Raw genomic sequence first — 14,658 nt, forward strand, 5'->3', positions numbered from 1 at the left:
GTATGCGTTACAGCTGCAATTGCTGGCGCATCATCGCGAGAATTTCCTGCCACAGCGGGGCAAGCATCTGTACCTGTTGCAGACAGTACTGATAAAACAGCCAGCTGATGATGGCGGCGCCGGTCAGCGCCAGCAGTGAAAACAGCGCTGACTTGTGCAGCTTCTGGCCGATGTACCAAAGTGCTGCCAAGGCTGCACCCATCACCATGCCGCCAATATGTGCGGCATTGTTAATTCCGCTAATCATAAAGCCCATAAACAGGTTTAGGCCCATTACCAGCAATAAGGTTTTTTTATCCAGCAGAAAACGCTGTTTCGGCAGGCGTGGCAATAATGATAAAACCGTCAGGGAAGCACCCAAACCCATCACCGCACCGGATGCACCAGCGCTCACACTTGGCAGTAAATCCGGGCTGGTCAGGCCATGCGCGAGAATCTGTAAGGAATCCTGAATCTGTAAATAGCCACTGAGCAGGCTGCCCATCAGTCCGGCCAGTACATACAGGCCTAAAAAATACGGCCGGCCAAAAAGCTGTTCGGCCACGCTGCCAAAAATATACAGGGCCCACATATTCAGCATCAGGTGAATCATGCCAAAATGGAAAAACATGCTGCTGAACAGACGCTGCGGCTGTTCGAGAAAGGTCAGGGGAGCATAGTCGGCGCCCCAGAGAATCGCATCTCGGGTGCTGGGCTGGCTGGCATCGACACCGGTCAGGATTTGCCAGGCAAATACACCAATATTGAGGGCAATCAACAGGGCCGTCAGCCACCATAAATGCGTTTCGGGTTTACGGTGAATCAGCGGCGGTGAATATTCAGACATGCTATTTTTATACAATGATGATTTATTTCGTTATAAGCTTAACACGAAAAATTCACGCCTCAGGAGCCCCAAGCTGACATGAAAGCTTTTATTGTCCGTACCTTATTAATTCTTGTCAGTCTGTTTTTATTGATCCAGTTGTGGATTTTCTCGAGTCTGGCCTGGTGGCGAACCCAGCCGGTACAAAGTACCATGATGATGCGCCTGGACTACTGGTCAGATACTTCCCAGCCTATCCGGCATGAATGGCGTGACTATGACCAGATCAGTGAATATCTGAAAAAAGCCGTGGTCGCTGCCGAAGATGGCAAGTTTATGCAGCATCATGGCTTTGACTGGGAAGGTATTCAGCATGCACTAGAACGTAATAAAGATCAGGGACAGGTGGTGGCTGGTGGCTCAACCATTTCACAGCAACTGGCGAAAAACCTGTTTTTATTTAACCAGCGTTCATTTTTACGCAAAGGCCAGGAAGCGATTGCCACTTGGATGATGGAACGCATGTGGAGCAAGCAGCGGATTCTTGAAGTGTATTTAAACTCGGTAGAGTTTGGCGACAACATTTACGGCATTGAAGCCGCGACCCAGCATTATTTTGGCAAGTCCTCACGCAGCCTTAGTCGTGAAGAAGCGATTTTTCTGGCTGCGATTTTGCCGAATCCAAAATATTATCAGGACAACCGTTCCGGCCGTGGTCTGGAACCACGTAAACGCATGATCCGTAAATACATGCGTTACAGCGAGATTCCTTGAGTTGTAAAATTGAAAAAAAGCCCACAGCAGTGGGCTTTTTTTATGAAATTGTCACAAAATTGAAGCATACTTATGAATAGTGAATACTTGAGAAAAAGTCATAGGGTGCATATGAATACGGCAGCGAGCGCGACCCCTGCGCAAATAGACTATACCTATAATGATCGATACATCAATCGTGAGCTTTCTATCCTCGATTTCCATTTGCGCGTGCTGGAGCAGGCAGTCGATCCTTTGCATCCGTTGCTGGAACGTATGAACTTTTTACTCATCTTTTCACGTAACTTAGATGAGTTTTTTGAAATTCGTGTTGCAGGGGTGATGGAACAGCTGGATTTGGGTAATGAAAGCCGTAGCCCGGATGGCTTGACTCCAAAACAGGTACTGGAGCAGATTTCTCAAACTGCCCATGCTGCCATTGAGCGCCAATACCGTATTTTAAACCAGGAAATTCTGCCTAAACTGCGTGAAGAAGACATCTGTTTCTTGCGCCGTGGTGAGCTGACGCCAGCCCAATCGGCCTGGGTGAAAAAATATTTCCAGGAACAAGTTGCACCGGTCTTAACCCCAATCAGCCTGGACCCGGCTCATCCATTCCCGCGTCTGGTCAATAAAAGCCTGAACTTTATTGTAACGCTGGAAGGGAAAGATGCCTTCGGCCGTCAGATTGACCTGGCCGTGGTGCCAGCACCGCGTTCTTTACCACGTGTGGTGCGTTTACCAGACGAACTGACCGGTGGTAAAGAACATCATGTGATGCTGTCTGCGATTATTCATGAGCATGTGTCGGACCTGTTCCCGGGCATGACTGCGACTGGCTGTTATCAGTTCCGTGTCACCCGTAATGCCGATTTGGCCTTAAACGAAGATGTCGAAGATCTGGCCAAAGCGCTGAAAGGTGAGCTGAACTCCCGTCGTTTTGGCCGCGCGGTGCGTCTGGAAGTGACCCAGAACTGTCCGCAACCGATTTATGAATATCTGCTGAATGAGTTCGATCTGCATGAAGATCAGCTCTATAAAGTGGATGGCCCGGTGAATCTGGCGCGTTTATTGTCTAACTTTAAACGTCCACATTTACGTTATGACTCACATACGCCAGTGATTCCGAAAGTGTTGAAAAAATCCGAGAATATTTTTTCGGCCATGCAAAAGCAGGATATCTTGCTGCATCATCCGTTTGAATCCTTTGCCCCGGTGATTAACCTGCTGCGTGAAGCGGCGCGTGACCCGCAGGTACTGGCAATTAAACAGACTTTGTACCGTAGTGGTGCCGATTCTGAAATCGTACAAGTCTTAGCGGAAGCGGCGCGTAATGGTAAAGAAGTGACCGCGGTCATTGAGCTGCGTGCGCGTTTTGATGAAGAATCCAATATTGCCGTGGCCAACGTGCTGCAAGAAGCCGGCGCGGTGGTGGTCTATGGCATTGTCGGCTATAAAACCCATGCCAAAATGATTCTGGTGGTACGCCGTGAAAATAACAAGCTGGTGCGTTATGTGCATTTGGGTACCGGTAACTATCATGCCGGTAATGCGCGGATTTATACCGACTACGGCTTGCTGACTACAGACAAGGAACTCTGTGAAGATGTACACCGCATTTTCCAGGAACTGACCGGCATGGGCAAAATGGCCAAGCTGAAAAAGCTGCTGCATGCGCCGTTTACCCTACATACCCAGCTGATCAACTTTATTGATGATGAAATTGCCAATGCCAAAGCTGGCAAACCAGCGCAAATTATTGTGAAGGTGAATGCCTTAACCGAAATGCAGCTGATCAATAAACTGTATGAGGCTTCCCAGGCTGGCGTGCAGATTGACCTGATTATCCGTTCGATTTGCTGCCTGCGTCCGGGCTTGCCGGGGCTGTCGGAAAATATCCGGGTACGTTCCATTGTCGGCCGATTCCTGGAACATACCCGCGTGTATTACTTCAGCAATAATGGTGATGCGCGTATTTACTGTTCAAGTGCTGACTGGATGGACCGTAACCTGTTTAACCGGGTTGAGGCCTGCTTCCCGATTGAAGATCCGGCACTGAAAAAACGTATTTATCAGCAAGGTCTGCAAATTTATCTGCAAGATAACCAGCAGGCGTGGCTACTGCAGGGAGATGGTACCTGGATTCGTGCGCAGGCCGCAGAAGGTGAGCCGGCTTCCAATGCACAGCGCACCCTGATCGAGATGATTCAGTAAGCGAAGCAAGCCTGACATTTAAAGAATGTCAGGCTTTTATCCGCTAAAAAAATAAGGAGCTGATGCTCCTTATTTTTATGGGTATTGAAGATATTAGCTGTGCGAGATTTTTTGCAGAATTTGCAATAACACATCAAATTCGCTTTGCAGCGGAGTACTCTTACGCGTTACTAAGGCCAGGGTACGGGTAGGTGCCGCGTCAATCTGTTTCACCACCAGTTCTGAATTGGCCTGAATCATATTGGTATGAATGGCAATTTCAGGCAGTAAGGTAAAGCCGAGGTTGGCTGATACCATTTCCACCAGAGTTGGTAGTGAGCTGGCTTTTAAACGATGATCATTTTTATGCTCGCCAATCGGGCAGGCACTTAAGGCATGATCACGCAAGCAGTGGCCTTCTTCCAGCAGCATCAGGCGAGACAGGTCCAGATCTTCTAAAGATTTGGCCTGAGCCGAGTGTGCATCGGATTTATGGTGGACCAGTACCAGATTTTCTTTGGCAATTTCAGCAACTTTCAGACTGCGGGTATCAAACGGCAGCGCTAGTAACACCATATCCAGGTTACCGTGTTCCAGTTTTTCTACAATTTTTTCACTTTGTGCTTCATGCAGGTGTAACTGGATTTTTGGCAGTTGCTTATGCACTTCATCTAACAGCTGCGACAAAATGAACGGTGCAATGGTTGGAATTACACCTAAATGCAGGTCGCCGGTTAAGGGCTCGCTCATTTCACGGCTTAGACGCATCAAGTCCTGTGCATCGGCCAATAGAACACGCGCTCGGGCTACAACTTGTTCACCGAGAGGAGTCAAACGTACATTTTGGCGATCGCGTTCAACTAATACGCCACCCAATAAGCGCTCTAACTCCATGATTCCGCCCGACAATGTCGATTGAGTCACGAATGAACGGCGCGCCGCTTCTGTAAAATGCAACGTTTCAGACAGTGTAACGAGGTATGACAGCTGTCTTAAGGATGGTAATGCAGCCATAGTGTCCTAATGCTTATAATTTAAAGTGATGAGCAAATAATTCGCTAAGATATGGAATGAAATGCGGAGGGATATCATGCCCCATTCCTTCAATTAATTCAAATTTAGCGTCAGGTATTGCTTTCGCAACAGCCTTACCATGTGCAGGTGGAAGTAAGCGGTCACGAGAACCATGAACAACCAGCGTGGGCTGTTGGATCTGCTTGTCCAGACTGCGCAATGAGCCTGTACATAATATTGCTAAAAACTGCTGAAGTACACCCGCTGGATGGTAACTTCGCTGATATAATTTACGGGCGGTCTGTACCGCTTCCATTTCATTCAGATAACCCGGCGAACCAATCACTTTAAACAGTTTCAGGCTGTGGTTAATAATACCTTCTTCATCATTGGATGCCGGCTTGCCCACTAAGCTGAACAGCTGTTTCGGGAAAGGTGGCGGCAGGAAAGGCTGGTTGTTGCTGGTAAACAATAGCGCCATTTTTCTGACCTTGTCCGGATAGCGGGCCGCCAGAATCTGCGCAATCATGCCGCCCATTGAGGCGCCAATCACATCAACCTGTTCCAGCTCCAGTTTATCAATCAGCAGCGCTACATCATCGGCCATATCATACAGGTTATAAGGTGCGCCTTGATTTTCTAAACCCAAGGCAAAACGGCCCATCAGTTTTAGGGTATTCAAGCGCTCGCCTTGATGGCGTACTTTGGAGGACAGGCCAATATCGCGGTTATCAAAACGGATGACCCGAAAGCCTTGGTCAATGAGTGACTTGCAGAAAAAGTCTGGCCAATACAGCAGCTGTGCACCCAGTCCCATGACCAGTAAAATGGTCGGATTGCCAATTTCGCCGCCCATTTCGACATGCAATTCAATGCCATTGCCCAAGTCGACTCTGGTTTCGTGCATAAAACTGCTGTAAGGTGAAACATTTAACCGCAAACTATTCATTCTTATATTCCTTTCTTCAAGGTGAGCGCGCACCCCTGATGGATTAAAGCGCTAAACTGCCGCTGGAATCAAGTCAGGAACAAGTTTACTTAAAGCCAGGCGCTGTTTGCCGGCTGTTGGCCCGAGCAGCACAAAGCCGCGTAAGGTGGCAGTGCTGTCAAAGGCTTTGGCAATCATGCCATCGTCCAGTTCTTCATTTTGCCAGGTCACTTCCACATCTACCGGGGCCGGTAACACCGTTAATGGTGCCGCCGGGGTTTTCACTGCAACCGGCATAGCCGGGTAGTGCACTTGTGTGGTTTCACCATTTAAGGTTTTGGCCAAGGCACGTGCCTGCTGCATGATTGGCATGACATACGGCAATAAAGTCCCGTTGACTTCAGCGCAGTCGCCCACTGCATAAATATCAGCCAGGTTGGTTTCCAGTAAGCCATTGGTCAACACGCCGCGACTGGTATGAATGCCGGCTTCTTTGGCTAAAGTGATATTCGGCTGTAAACCGACGGCGGATAGCACCACATCGGCACTCAGGCTGCGGCCATCGGGCAGTGTCACCAGATAATCGCCATGATCCAGTTTCGATACTTTATCGACCGTGGTGCCCAAGACAAAATGAATCCCGGTTTCTTCCAGGTTCTGTTTAAATGCAGTGGCAATAAATTCAGGCAATAAACGGCCGAGCGGTTGGGGTGCCAGATCAATCACCGTGACTTGATGCTCGGTGTTTTGCAGGTCATTGGCAAATTCACAGCCAATCAGGCCCGCGCCTAAAATCACCACACGTTTATCCTGACGCGCTGCCAGCTGTTCGCGGAAGGCTTTATAGTCATTTAAATTATTGACCACGTGAATATCATCACTGCCATCGCCAGAAATGGCCAGACGAATCGGGTTGGCACCGACTGCCAGTACCAGTTTGGCATAGGCTTGCTGGCTTTCGACGCCATCTTTCTCTAAAGTCAGCAGATGCTGCTCGGCATCAATGGCTTTGACCCAGGTATGCACTTCAATACGCATATTCAGCTGTGCCCCCATTTTTGCGGCATCCCCCAGCGCAATCTGTTCGGGTGCTTTTTTGCCGGCCAGGGCATTGGAGAGGGTAGGTTTTGCATAGTTGATTGCATCATCTGCGCAAATCATGACCAGTTCCTGTTCAGGGTTCAGTTTGCGAAATTCACGGGCGACTGTATAGCCAGCCATACCAGAACCAATGATGACAATCGGATGCATTATTTTCTCCATAAAAGGTTGAGCATAAGTTTCAAGACATAAAAAAAGACCATGCAGTTATGGTCTTCGAGGCGTACTTAGATTTCGACCATTTCAAAATCGACTTTAGATACGCCACAGTCCGGGCAGGTCCAGTCATCTGGAATATCTTCCCATTTGGTGCCCGCGACGATGCCATCTTGCGGCCAGCCTTCTGCCTCGTCATAAATCCATCCACAAACGATGCATTGATACTTTTTCATTTGACTCTCCAAAAGCCGATCTTCAATAAACCTGACCGGCAAAAAATTCCCTAACCAGCATGACTCAGTTGATATGATTTTAACACTTCATATTCGCTTAAATTTTTACGCAGTTATGAGGTTAAAGTAAAGTAAATATCGGAGTCTAATGCTTCATTTCTAAAGCTGAATGGCTAAGAAGGACAAAATTTATCTTTAAAATCTCAAACATTGCATAGTGTCGGACAATATGCACACTAAAAACCAGCGCAAATCTTTTCAAAATATATGAGAGATCACCTAAATTTCGACTAAAGTCGGACAGCTATTTTTGCTTAAATAGGCTATTCTATATAATTAGGATAATCTATATTGATTATTTAGTATAAAAATACCAATAATAAAAACAATGATTTACTAATTTTAATCGGGTTTTATTTAAACCTGAAGGGCGGACTTTGGCTGGTCTTCGTGGTCAAGACGCTGTAAAATTCACCTATTCTTTTTAATCTCTCTCCGATCTCCTTATGAGCAAGCTGTCTACAACGTTGTGGTCTCACATTCGTACTGTCCAAAACTTTCCTAAAGCCGGTATTTGTTTTTATGACTTGACCCCTTTATTCATGAAAAATATTGGTCCGTTGACAGATGCTTTAATTGAAAGTATTCCTGCAGAAAAACTGGCTGAAGTAGATAGCTTTATTGCGGTAGAAGCACGTGGTTTTGTGCTGGCCAGCCTGTTGGCACAGCGTACTGGCAAGGGCTTATTGCTGGTGCGTAAAGCCGGTAAATTACCACCACCGGTAGTAGGTGTGGGGTATAGCCTGGAATACGGTCTGGACCGTCTGGAAATGGCGGCGGATGTCACCGGTCAGAAAGTTATTATTGTGGATGATGTTTTAGCGACTGGCGGTACCTTAAAAGCAGTGAAACAACTGGCAGAAAAATGTCAGCATGAAATTCTGGGTGCGAGCATTTTCCTGGATTTACCAGATTTACACGCAGATTTGGGTCTGAACATCTGGTCGGTACTGGATGAACGCTCTAAGCCGGTGGAAGCAGTGGCTTAAGTCTGAGCACTACCCTGTAAAACATAGAAAGCCTTGCCGAGTGCAAGGCTTTTTTATTTGTGCAGTGATTGCTGTTCCAGTTGCCAGATTAAAGGATTGATATTTTCAGGACACACCAGCCGATGATGACCGCCTTTAAAAGCATGAATTGGCATGTAATTTTCCAGCTGGGTTTGTACCCAGTGCATGTCCAGTTGTTCATCGCCGAGTTCCAGATAGGCCAGCTGTGGAATATCATGGTCCAGTTCCTGTTCGGAAATCTGCGGATAGTCCGGTCGGAAGTCGGGTTGTAAACTCGGGTTGGCAATGACGCAGGGAATACCATGCAGCGCCGACATCTTTAAGGCCCAATAGCCGCCGAGGCTATGTCCGACAATAATTTCAGGCTGGATTTTAACAATAATATCGTTATAGAAACTGGCCACCGTCTGGTAGTTCAGATTGCGATAATCTACGGTAATACAGTATTTTTTATCTGCGCAGATGGCATGAAACTTACTCGATTCACGTGAGGAATCCAGCCCATGCAGAAATAGGATTTTCGAGGTGCATCTATTCATTGTTTTCATTCACACTCAAGCGTCTATTGAATAGTTGAAAAGTTCCCTTTTCAATTAATTTCTCCTGCTTATTGTAAGAGTGGTGGCGCAAGAAAGAAGTTAGCTATTGGTCTAACAGTTCAGCAGAAGGCGAGGTGCTGTTTAGCAGAGGTTTAGAAAATGAAAAAAATGGCTTAGGATTCAGCAGAGCATACGAAAAGCCAAATAAATCTGCTATGCTATTGCACTTCATTTTTTAGTAATTTTCGAGGCAGAGATGACGCAACCAAACGCTCAGTCGACTTCTGAACCCACTATTTCCGAAAACGATTTAATTGCACAGCGTCATGCCAAGTTAAAGCAAATCCAAGAAAAGGCTCAGGAAAGCAACAGCAGTCCATGGCCAAACACCTTCAAGCGTGAACATTACGCGCAAGATTTACAAGAACAGTTTGCCGACAAATCTAAAGAAGAAATTGAAGGCGGCGACAAGGTGTATGTGTCGGTGGCTGGCCGTGTCATGCTCAACCGTGGTTCATTTATCGTAATTCAGGACATGACCGGTCGTATCCAGCTGTATGTGGCCCGTAAAGAACTCAGTCCTGAAACCTTGGAAACCATTAAAGGTTTGGACCTGGGCGATATTATTGCTGTTAAAGGTTATATCGGCCGTTCAGGCAAAGGCGATTTATATGTGCATATCGAGCACTTTGAATTGCTGACTAAATCGCTACGTCCATTACCAGACAAGTTCCATGGCCTGACCGATACTGAAGTGAAGTATCGTAAGCGTTATCTGGACCTGATTGTAAACGAAGAAACCCGTAAGACTTTTGAAATTCGTGCCAAAGTGGTATCGGGCATCCGTGCGTTTTTAACTGAAAAACGTTTCATGGAAGTTGAAACCCCAATGATGCACGTGATTCCAGGTGGTGCATCGGCGCGTCCATTTGAAACCCATCATAATGCACTGGATATGCCATTGTTCCTGCGTATTGCGCCAGAACTTTATTTAAAACGTCTGGTGGTGGGCGGATTTGAACGCGTGTTCGAAATTAACCGTAACTTCCGTAACGAAGGTGTATCGACCCGTCATAACCCGGAATTCACCATGATTGAATTCTATCAGGCTTATGCAGACTACAAAGATTTGATGGAACTGACCGAGCAGATGCTGGAGAAACTGGCCATCGACATCTTGGGTTCGACCGATGTGCCGTATGGCGATGAAGTGTATAGCTTCAAAGGTCCGTTCAAGAAAATCTCGATGTTTGATGCGATTCTTGAGCACAACCCGCAATTCACCCCTGAAAACGTCAATGACCGTGAATTTCTGGCCAACTTCGTACAAAACGAATTGAAAGAGCAGGTAAAACCGGGCTTTGGTTTAGGCAAGCTGCAAACCATCGTGTTTGAAGAAACGGTTGAAACTCAACTGCGTCAGCCAACCTTCATTACTGAATACCCGGCAGAAACCTCACCGCTGGCTCGCCGTAATGATGAGAACCCGCACATCACTGACCGTTTTGAATTCTTCATTGGTGGTCGTGAGCTGGCAAACGGCTTCTCAGAGTTAAATGATCCAATTGATCAGGCGGAGCGTTTCCAGGCACAGGTGGCTGAGAAAGATGCTGGTGATGATGAAGCGATGCACTACGATGCAGACTTCGTTGAAGCACTGGAATATGGCTTGCCACCTACAGCAGGTGAAGGGATCGGGATTGACCGTCTGGTGATGTTATTCGCCAATGCACCAAGTATCCGTGATGTGATTTTGTTCCCGCATATGCGTCACAAGAACTAAAATCTGCTACATCAAATAACCCGCGAATCTCGCGGGTTATTTTTTTGTTTGAGTATCATCAAGCTATACGTAAAGCACAGATCAGAAGAATCGCTTAGATTAAACTGGTCTGAATACGCACTTTCATGTTCAGGCTTTGCTGCACAATAAAGGATTTCATCCACTGCACCTGTTCACCCATTGGATTGGTTTTGACTGCGGTGTCGAGGAAGGCCAGTTCCGGGCGCTGGAACAGTTGCTGTTCAATGGCCTGTTCCAGCTGGCTTGAGGTGGAGGCCAGTGGCATGCTGACCAGATAAAAGGCCTTTGGATAATTATAAAAGGCATACATCAGGTTAAAGGCTTTCTGGTCACCTTTTAAATTGCCGGCACCAATTTCATAACCGCGATCCTGATTACTGTGGGTCAGACCAATCAAAAACTCGATATTATGGTCCGAAAGTCGTAGACCAAATTGCAGCCCGATCTGATCGGCACTGAACTCGTGCTGGACAAAGGTATTTAGTGCAGAACCATCTTCATCAAACGCTTCTTGCAACACCAGCATGTGCTGCTGATGCTGATACAGAAAGCCGGCAAGCTGCGCCTGTTCCAGCTGGGCTTTTAAGGTGGCTAAATCGTAATGACTATAAGGCATGGGAGCAATCAGAAAAAATTAAAATTTGTTTTATTTTAGGTGTTTCACTTGGAAAATGAAGCGATCTATTAGAGCTTTTAACAATAACTCAATAGATAGAGGTGAGCATAAAAACGGCGACTGGAAAATAGTGATCAGGCTAAAAATAAGCGATGCTGTGCAGGGTATGAGTAAACTTTGATAGCAATATCAGTAATCCTGTATATGACGTTTTTGCATATTAATATAATAAAACAAGCAATAGTACAGATAACTAAATCTCTATAATGAATATAAATTTTATAAAGTGTAATAAGTACACGTTGATTTAAGCTGGTGTTGTCCATGTCATTAAATGAGGAAAGACTTACTCATCTGAAACAGCTTGAAGCTGAGAGTATTCATATCATCCGTGAAGTTGCTGCCGAGTTTGAAAATCCGGTTATGCTGTACTCGATTGGTAAAGATTCTGCGGTGATGCTGCATCTTGCCTTGAAAGCCTTCTATCCTGCAAAACTTCCATTCCCTCTGTTACATGTCGATACAGGCTGGAAATTCAAAGATATGATTGAATTCCGCGACAACATGGCCAAGAAACATGGTTTTGATCTGATTGTGCATCAGAACCAGGAAGGCCGTGACGCCGGAATCAATCCATTTGATCATGGTAGCTCAAAATACACCGACATCATGAAAACCCAGGGGCTGAAACAGGCGCTGGACAAATACGGTTTTGATGCTGCATTTGGTGGTGCGCGCCGTGACGAAGAAAAATCACGTGCCAAAGAACGTGTCTATTCTTTCCGTGATTCCAAACACCGTTGGGACCCGAAAAACCAGCGTCCAGAACTGTGGAACCTTTATAACGGTAAGGTCAACAAAGGCGAAAGCATTCGTGTGTTCCCATTGTCGAACTGGACCGAGCTGGACATCTGGCAATACATTTATCTCGAGCAGATTCCAATTGTTCCATTGTACTTTGCTGCTGAACGTCCAGTGGTAGAACGTAGTGGTACACTCATTATGGTTGATGATGAGCGTATGCGTTTACATGAAGGCGAAGTACCACAAATGAAATCGGTACGTTTCCGTACGCTTGGCTGTTACCCGCTGACCGGTGCAGTTGAGTCAGGCGCAGATACCTTGCCTGAAATTATTCAGGAAATGTTGCTGGCCACCAGCTCGGAACGTCAGGGTCGTATGATTGACCATGATGAAGCCGGCTCGATGGAGAAGAAGAAGCAAGAGGGCTACTTCTAATTTCTCCCGACCTCTCTTTAGACAAGAGAGGAAATTCCCTCTGGGTAAAAGGGGGATACAGGGAGATTAAACCGGTTTCTAAAGAATTTGTGGAGTTTGAGCAATGTCTCATCAATCAGAACTCATTAGCCAAGATATTTTGGCCTATTTAAAACAGCACGAAAATAAAGACTTATTGCGTTTCCTGACCTGCGGTAACGTCGATGATGGTAAATCGACCTTAATTGGTCGTCTGCTTTATGATTCAAAACTGATTTATGAAGATCAGTTGCAAGCGGTAACCCGTGACTCGAAAAAAGTCGGGACGACAGGGGATGCACCTGACCTGGCTTTACTGGTCGATGGCCTGCAGGCAGAACGTGAGCAGGGTATTACCATTGATGTGGCGTATCGCTATTTCTCGACTGAAAAGCGTAAGTTCATCATTGCCGATACCCCGGGACATGAACAATATACCCGTAACATGGCCACTGGTGCATCAACTGCGGATCTGGCAATTATTTTAATTGATGCGCGTTATGGCGTGCAGACCCAAACCCGTCGTCATACCTTTATTGCCAGCCTGCTGGGTATTAAGAACATTATTGTTGCGATCAACAAAATGGACCTGGTGGAATTCTCTGAAGCGCGCTTTAATGAAATTCAGGCGCAATATAACGAGTTCGTGAACCAGCTTGGTGACCGTAAACCGGCCAATATCATTTTCACGCCAATTTCTGCCCTGAATGGCGATAACGTGGTGAACAAGTCGGCCAATACTCCTTGGTACAACGGCGAAACCTTGATGGAAACGCTGGAAAACGTGGAAATTAGCCGGACTTCAGGTAAAAACGAATTCCGCTTCCCGGTGCAATATGTCAACCGTCCAAACCTCGACTTCCGTGGTTTTGCTGGCACCATTGCTTCGGGCGACATCCGTGTGGGTGATGAAATTGTCGCGTTGCCATCAGGTAAACGTTCTACTGTCAAAGACATTGTGACTTTTGATGGCAATTTAGAACGTGCATTTGTCGGTCAGGCCGTTACCCTTACCCTGAATGATGAAATTGATATTTCACGCGGTAACCTGCTGGTCAAAGCGGGCGATCAACCGGAAATTTCACGTTCTGCACGCGCAACTGTGGTGTGGATGAATGATCAGCCACTGGTCAAAGGCAAGCTGTACAACATTAAGCTGGGTACACAAACTGTTCCTGCCAAAATTGCTGAGATTAACTACCGTGTAAACGTGAATACGCTGGAAAAAACTCAGGTAGAGCAGCTGGAACTGAACGCGATTGCTGATGTTCAGATCGAGTTTGATGCGCCAGTGGTATTTGACCGTTATCAGGACAGCCGTTATACCGGCTCGTTTATTTTCATTGACCGTTTAAGCAACGTGACCGTTGGTGCGGGCATGGTGGAAGCAGCGGTAGAATGGACTGCGCATGATGAACCTGTGACTGCGGAAGACCGTGCTGCCCGTTTAGGTCAAAAACCTGCTGCGGTGACTGTAACAGCACAAGCACTGGAAAATGCACAAGCGCTGGAAAGTCTGTTGATTCAGCAAGGTGTAGTTGCAATTGCAAAAGCGGGTCTGAATGCTGCTCAAGTGGCATTACTTCGTGAAACTGGTGTTGTGGTGGTCACCGATGTTGCTGAAGGCACTGACGTAAGCTATGGCACCGAAGCCGTTGAAGAACTGGCTGAGAAAATTGTGGAGCTGGTTCGTCTATAAGACTGGACTGGTTTAAAAACCCGTCTGATTGGCGGGTTTTTTATTGCCTAAATTTTGATTGCATGAGAGTCATTCGATTGGTCAAAATGTGATCTTTCAATTTACCGGTCAATTAATACAATGCTCCCTAGATTTAGGGGATATATGAAAAAATTAATATTGCTGGCTGGCTTGTGTGTGGCTTTTGGAGCTGAAGCCAAACAGAGCAGCCAAAGCATTGAAGCAATCAAGCAGAAAATAATCCAGCAGTCGATTGAGAATTATCCGGGAAATTGTCCGTGTCCTTACAATACTGCAAGTAATGGTAGTCGTTGTGGTAAGCGTAGTGCTTATAATCGTGTAGGCGGATATGCACCGCTATGTTATCCGGAAGATGTGAGTGATCGAATGGTAAAGGAATATAAAGGGTGTAGTTAATTAAAGGCTCCGTATTTTAGATAGCGAGCTAAAGGAAATATTTTTGTTGGATTTAGTTTTATATGGATAA

The 14,658-nt window shown here is 46.3% G+C and carries 14 protein-coding genes; 7 read left to right on the forward strand and 7 right to left on the reverse strand.

Features of this window, described 5'->3' with window-relative positions; genetic code table 11:
* Positions 1-7 precede the first annotated feature (7 nt).
* Positions 8-826 carry a rhomboid family intramembrane serine protease gene (locus FTU67_RS02345; RefSeq protein ID WP_163170299.1) on the reverse strand — a complete coding sequence of 273 codons (819 nt, stop codon included), beginning with the start codon at positions 824-826 and terminating at the stop codon, positions 8-10.
* Positions 827-904: 78 nt separating this feature from the next.
* Here FTU67_RS02345 and mtgA point away from each other — a divergent pair, with 78 nt between their 5' ends.
* Both mtgA and ppk1 read left to right on the forward strand, forming a co-directional pair.
* On the forward strand, positions 905-1,579 hold the full coding sequence (gene mtgA, locus FTU67_RS02350; RefSeq protein WP_045796058.1) for a monofunctional biosynthetic peptidoglycan transglycosylase: 675 nt from the start codon (positions 905-907) through the stop codon (positions 1,577-1,579).
* Between the two features lie 111 nt (positions 1,580-1,690).
* Complete coding sequence (gene ppk1 / locus FTU67_RS02355) at positions 1,691-3,772, forward strand: polyphosphate kinase 1 (protein ID WP_005179379.1); 2,082 nt, start codon at positions 1,691-1,693, stop codon at positions 3,770-3,772.
* A gap of 93 nt (positions 3,773-3,865) precedes the next feature.
* On the opposite strand, the gene oxyR is transcribed toward ppk1, so the two are convergent.
* The 4 genes from oxyR to rubA form a co-directional block, all read right to left on the reverse strand.
* Positions 3,866-4,765: a LysR family transcriptional regulator OxyR gene (gene oxyR, locus FTU67_RS02360; protein WP_180061357.1), complete on the reverse strand. Its 900-nt coding sequence runs from the start codon at positions 4,763-4,765 to the stop codon at positions 3,866-3,868.
* 13 nt (positions 4,766-4,778) lie between these two features.
* Positions 4,779-5,714 carry an alpha/beta fold hydrolase gene (locus FTU67_RS02365; protein WP_206896949.1) on the reverse strand — a complete coding sequence of 312 codons (936 nt, stop codon included), beginning with the start codon at positions 5,712-5,714 and terminating at the stop codon, positions 4,779-4,781.
* 51 nt (positions 5,715-5,765) lie between these two features.
* Positions 5,766-6,944 (reverse strand): NAD(P)/FAD-dependent oxidoreductase, encoded by a 1,179-nt coding sequence (locus FTU67_RS02370; RefSeq protein WP_180061359.1) that lies wholly within the window; start codon positions 6,942-6,944, stop codon positions 5,766-5,768.
* Positions 6,945-7,021: 77 nt separating this feature from the next.
* Positions 7,022-7,186, reverse strand: coding sequence for a rubredoxin RubA (gene rubA, locus FTU67_RS02375; RefSeq protein ID WP_005179369.1), 165 nt, complete (start codon positions 7,184-7,186; stop codon positions 7,022-7,024).
* Positions 7,187-7,692: 506 nt separating this feature from the next.
* On the opposite strand from rubA, the gene FTU67_RS02380 reads away from it, so the two are divergent.
* On the forward strand, positions 7,693-8,235 hold the full coding sequence (locus tag FTU67_RS02380; protein ID WP_005179368.1) for an adenine phosphoribosyltransferase: 543 nt from the start codon (positions 7,693-7,695) through the stop codon (positions 8,233-8,235).
* A 53-nt stretch (positions 8,236-8,288) separates the two neighbouring features.
* On the opposite strand, the gene FTU67_RS02385 is transcribed toward FTU67_RS02380, so the two are convergent.
* Positions 8,289-8,795: a YqiA/YcfP family alpha/beta fold hydrolase gene (locus FTU67_RS02385; RefSeq protein ID WP_034598188.1), complete on the reverse strand. Its 507-nt coding sequence runs from the start codon at positions 8,793-8,795 to the stop codon at positions 8,289-8,291.
* Between the two features lie 256 nt (positions 8,796-9,051).
* Here FTU67_RS02385 and lysS point away from each other — a divergent pair, with 256 nt between their 5' ends.
* Complete coding sequence (gene lysS, locus FTU67_RS02390; RefSeq protein ID WP_005179355.1) at positions 9,052-10,578, forward strand: lysine--tRNA ligase; 1,527 nt, start codon at positions 9,052-9,054, stop codon at positions 10,576-10,578.
* A gap of 94 nt (positions 10,579-10,672) precedes the next feature.
* Here the strand turns inward: lysS and FTU67_RS02395 are convergent, their stop codons facing one another.
* Entirely contained in the window at positions 10,673-11,215 is a 543-nt protein-coding gene (locus FTU67_RS02395) for a hypothetical protein (RefSeq protein ID WP_016659284.1), read from the reverse strand.
* A gap of 324 nt (positions 11,216-11,539) precedes the next feature.
* Here FTU67_RS02395 and cysD point away from each other — a divergent pair, with 324 nt between their 5' ends.
* From cysD to FTU67_RS02410, 3 genes are all read left to right on the forward strand, one after another.
* On the forward strand, positions 11,540-12,454 hold the full coding sequence (gene cysD / locus FTU67_RS02400; protein ID WP_005179347.1) for a sulfate adenylyltransferase subunit CysD: 915 nt from the start codon (positions 11,540-11,542) through the stop codon (positions 12,452-12,454).
* A gap of 103 nt (positions 12,455-12,557) precedes the next feature.
* Positions 12,558-14,171: a sulfate adenylyltransferase subunit CysN gene (cysN, locus tag FTU67_RS02405; RefSeq protein WP_163170297.1), complete on the forward strand. Its 1,614-nt coding sequence runs from the start codon at positions 12,558-12,560 to the stop codon at positions 14,169-14,171.
* Between the two features lie 144 nt (positions 14,172-14,315).
* The gene (locus tag FTU67_RS02410) at positions 14,316-14,588 is read left to right on the forward strand and encodes a hypothetical protein (protein ID WP_005179342.1); all 273 of its coding nucleotides are present in this window, start codon (positions 14,316-14,318) and stop codon (positions 14,586-14,588) included.
* Positions 14,589-14,658 lie beyond the last annotated feature (70 nt).

It is taken from the genome of Acinetobacter sp. YH12132, from assembly GCF_013418645.1.
Taxonomy (GTDB): Bacteria; Pseudomonadota; Gammaproteobacteria; order Pseudomonadales; family Moraxellaceae; genus Acinetobacter; species Acinetobacter indicus.

Coding starts and splice junctions, on each gene's coding strand:
- FTU67_RS02345 (WP_163170299.1), bottom strand. CDS start 826: ATGTCTGAATATTCACCGCCGCTGATTCACCGTAAACCCGAAACGCAT.
- mtgA (WP_045796058.1), top strand. CDS start 905: ATGAAAGCTTTTATTGTCCGTACCTTATTAATTCTTGTCAGTCTGTTT.
- ppk1 (WP_005179379.1), top strand. CDS start 1,691: ATGAATACGGCAGCGAGCGCGACCCCTGCGCAAATAGACTATACCTAT.
- oxyR (WP_180061357.1), bottom strand. CDS start 4,765: ATGGCTGCATTACCATCCTTAAGACAGCTGTCATACCTCGTTACACTG.
- FTU67_RS02365 (WP_206896949.1), bottom strand. CDS start 5,714: ATGAATAGTTTGCGGTTAAATGTTTCACCTTACAGCAGTTTTATGCAC.
- FTU67_RS02370 (WP_180061359.1), bottom strand. CDS start 6,944: ATGCATCCGATTGTCATCATTGGTTCTGGTATGGCTGGCTATACAGTC.
- rubA (WP_005179369.1), bottom strand. CDS start 7,186: ATGAAAAAGTATCAATGCATCGTTTGTGGATGGATTTATGACGAGGCA.
- FTU67_RS02380 (WP_005179368.1), top strand. CDS start 7,693: ATGAGCAAGCTGTCTACAACGTTGTGGTCTCACATTCGTACTGTCCAA.
- FTU67_RS02385 (WP_034598188.1), bottom strand. CDS start 8,795: ATGAATAGATGCACCTCGAAAATCCTATTTCTGCATGGGCTGGATTCC.
- lysS (WP_005179355.1), top strand. CDS start 9,052: ATGACGCAACCAAACGCTCAGTCGACTTCTGAACCCACTATTTCCGAA.
- FTU67_RS02395 (WP_016659284.1), bottom strand. CDS start 11,215: ATGCCTTATAGTCATTACGATTTAGCCACCTTAAAAGCCCAGCTGGAA.
- cysD (WP_005179347.1), top strand. CDS start 11,540: ATGTCATTAAATGAGGAAAGACTTACTCATCTGAAACAGCTTGAAGCT.
- cysN (WP_163170297.1), top strand. CDS start 12,558: ATGTCTCATCAATCAGAACTCATTAGCCAAGATATTTTGGCCTATTTA.
- FTU67_RS02410 (WP_005179342.1), top strand. CDS start 14,316: ATGAAAAAATTAATATTGCTGGCTGGCTTGTGTGTGGCTTTTGGAGCT.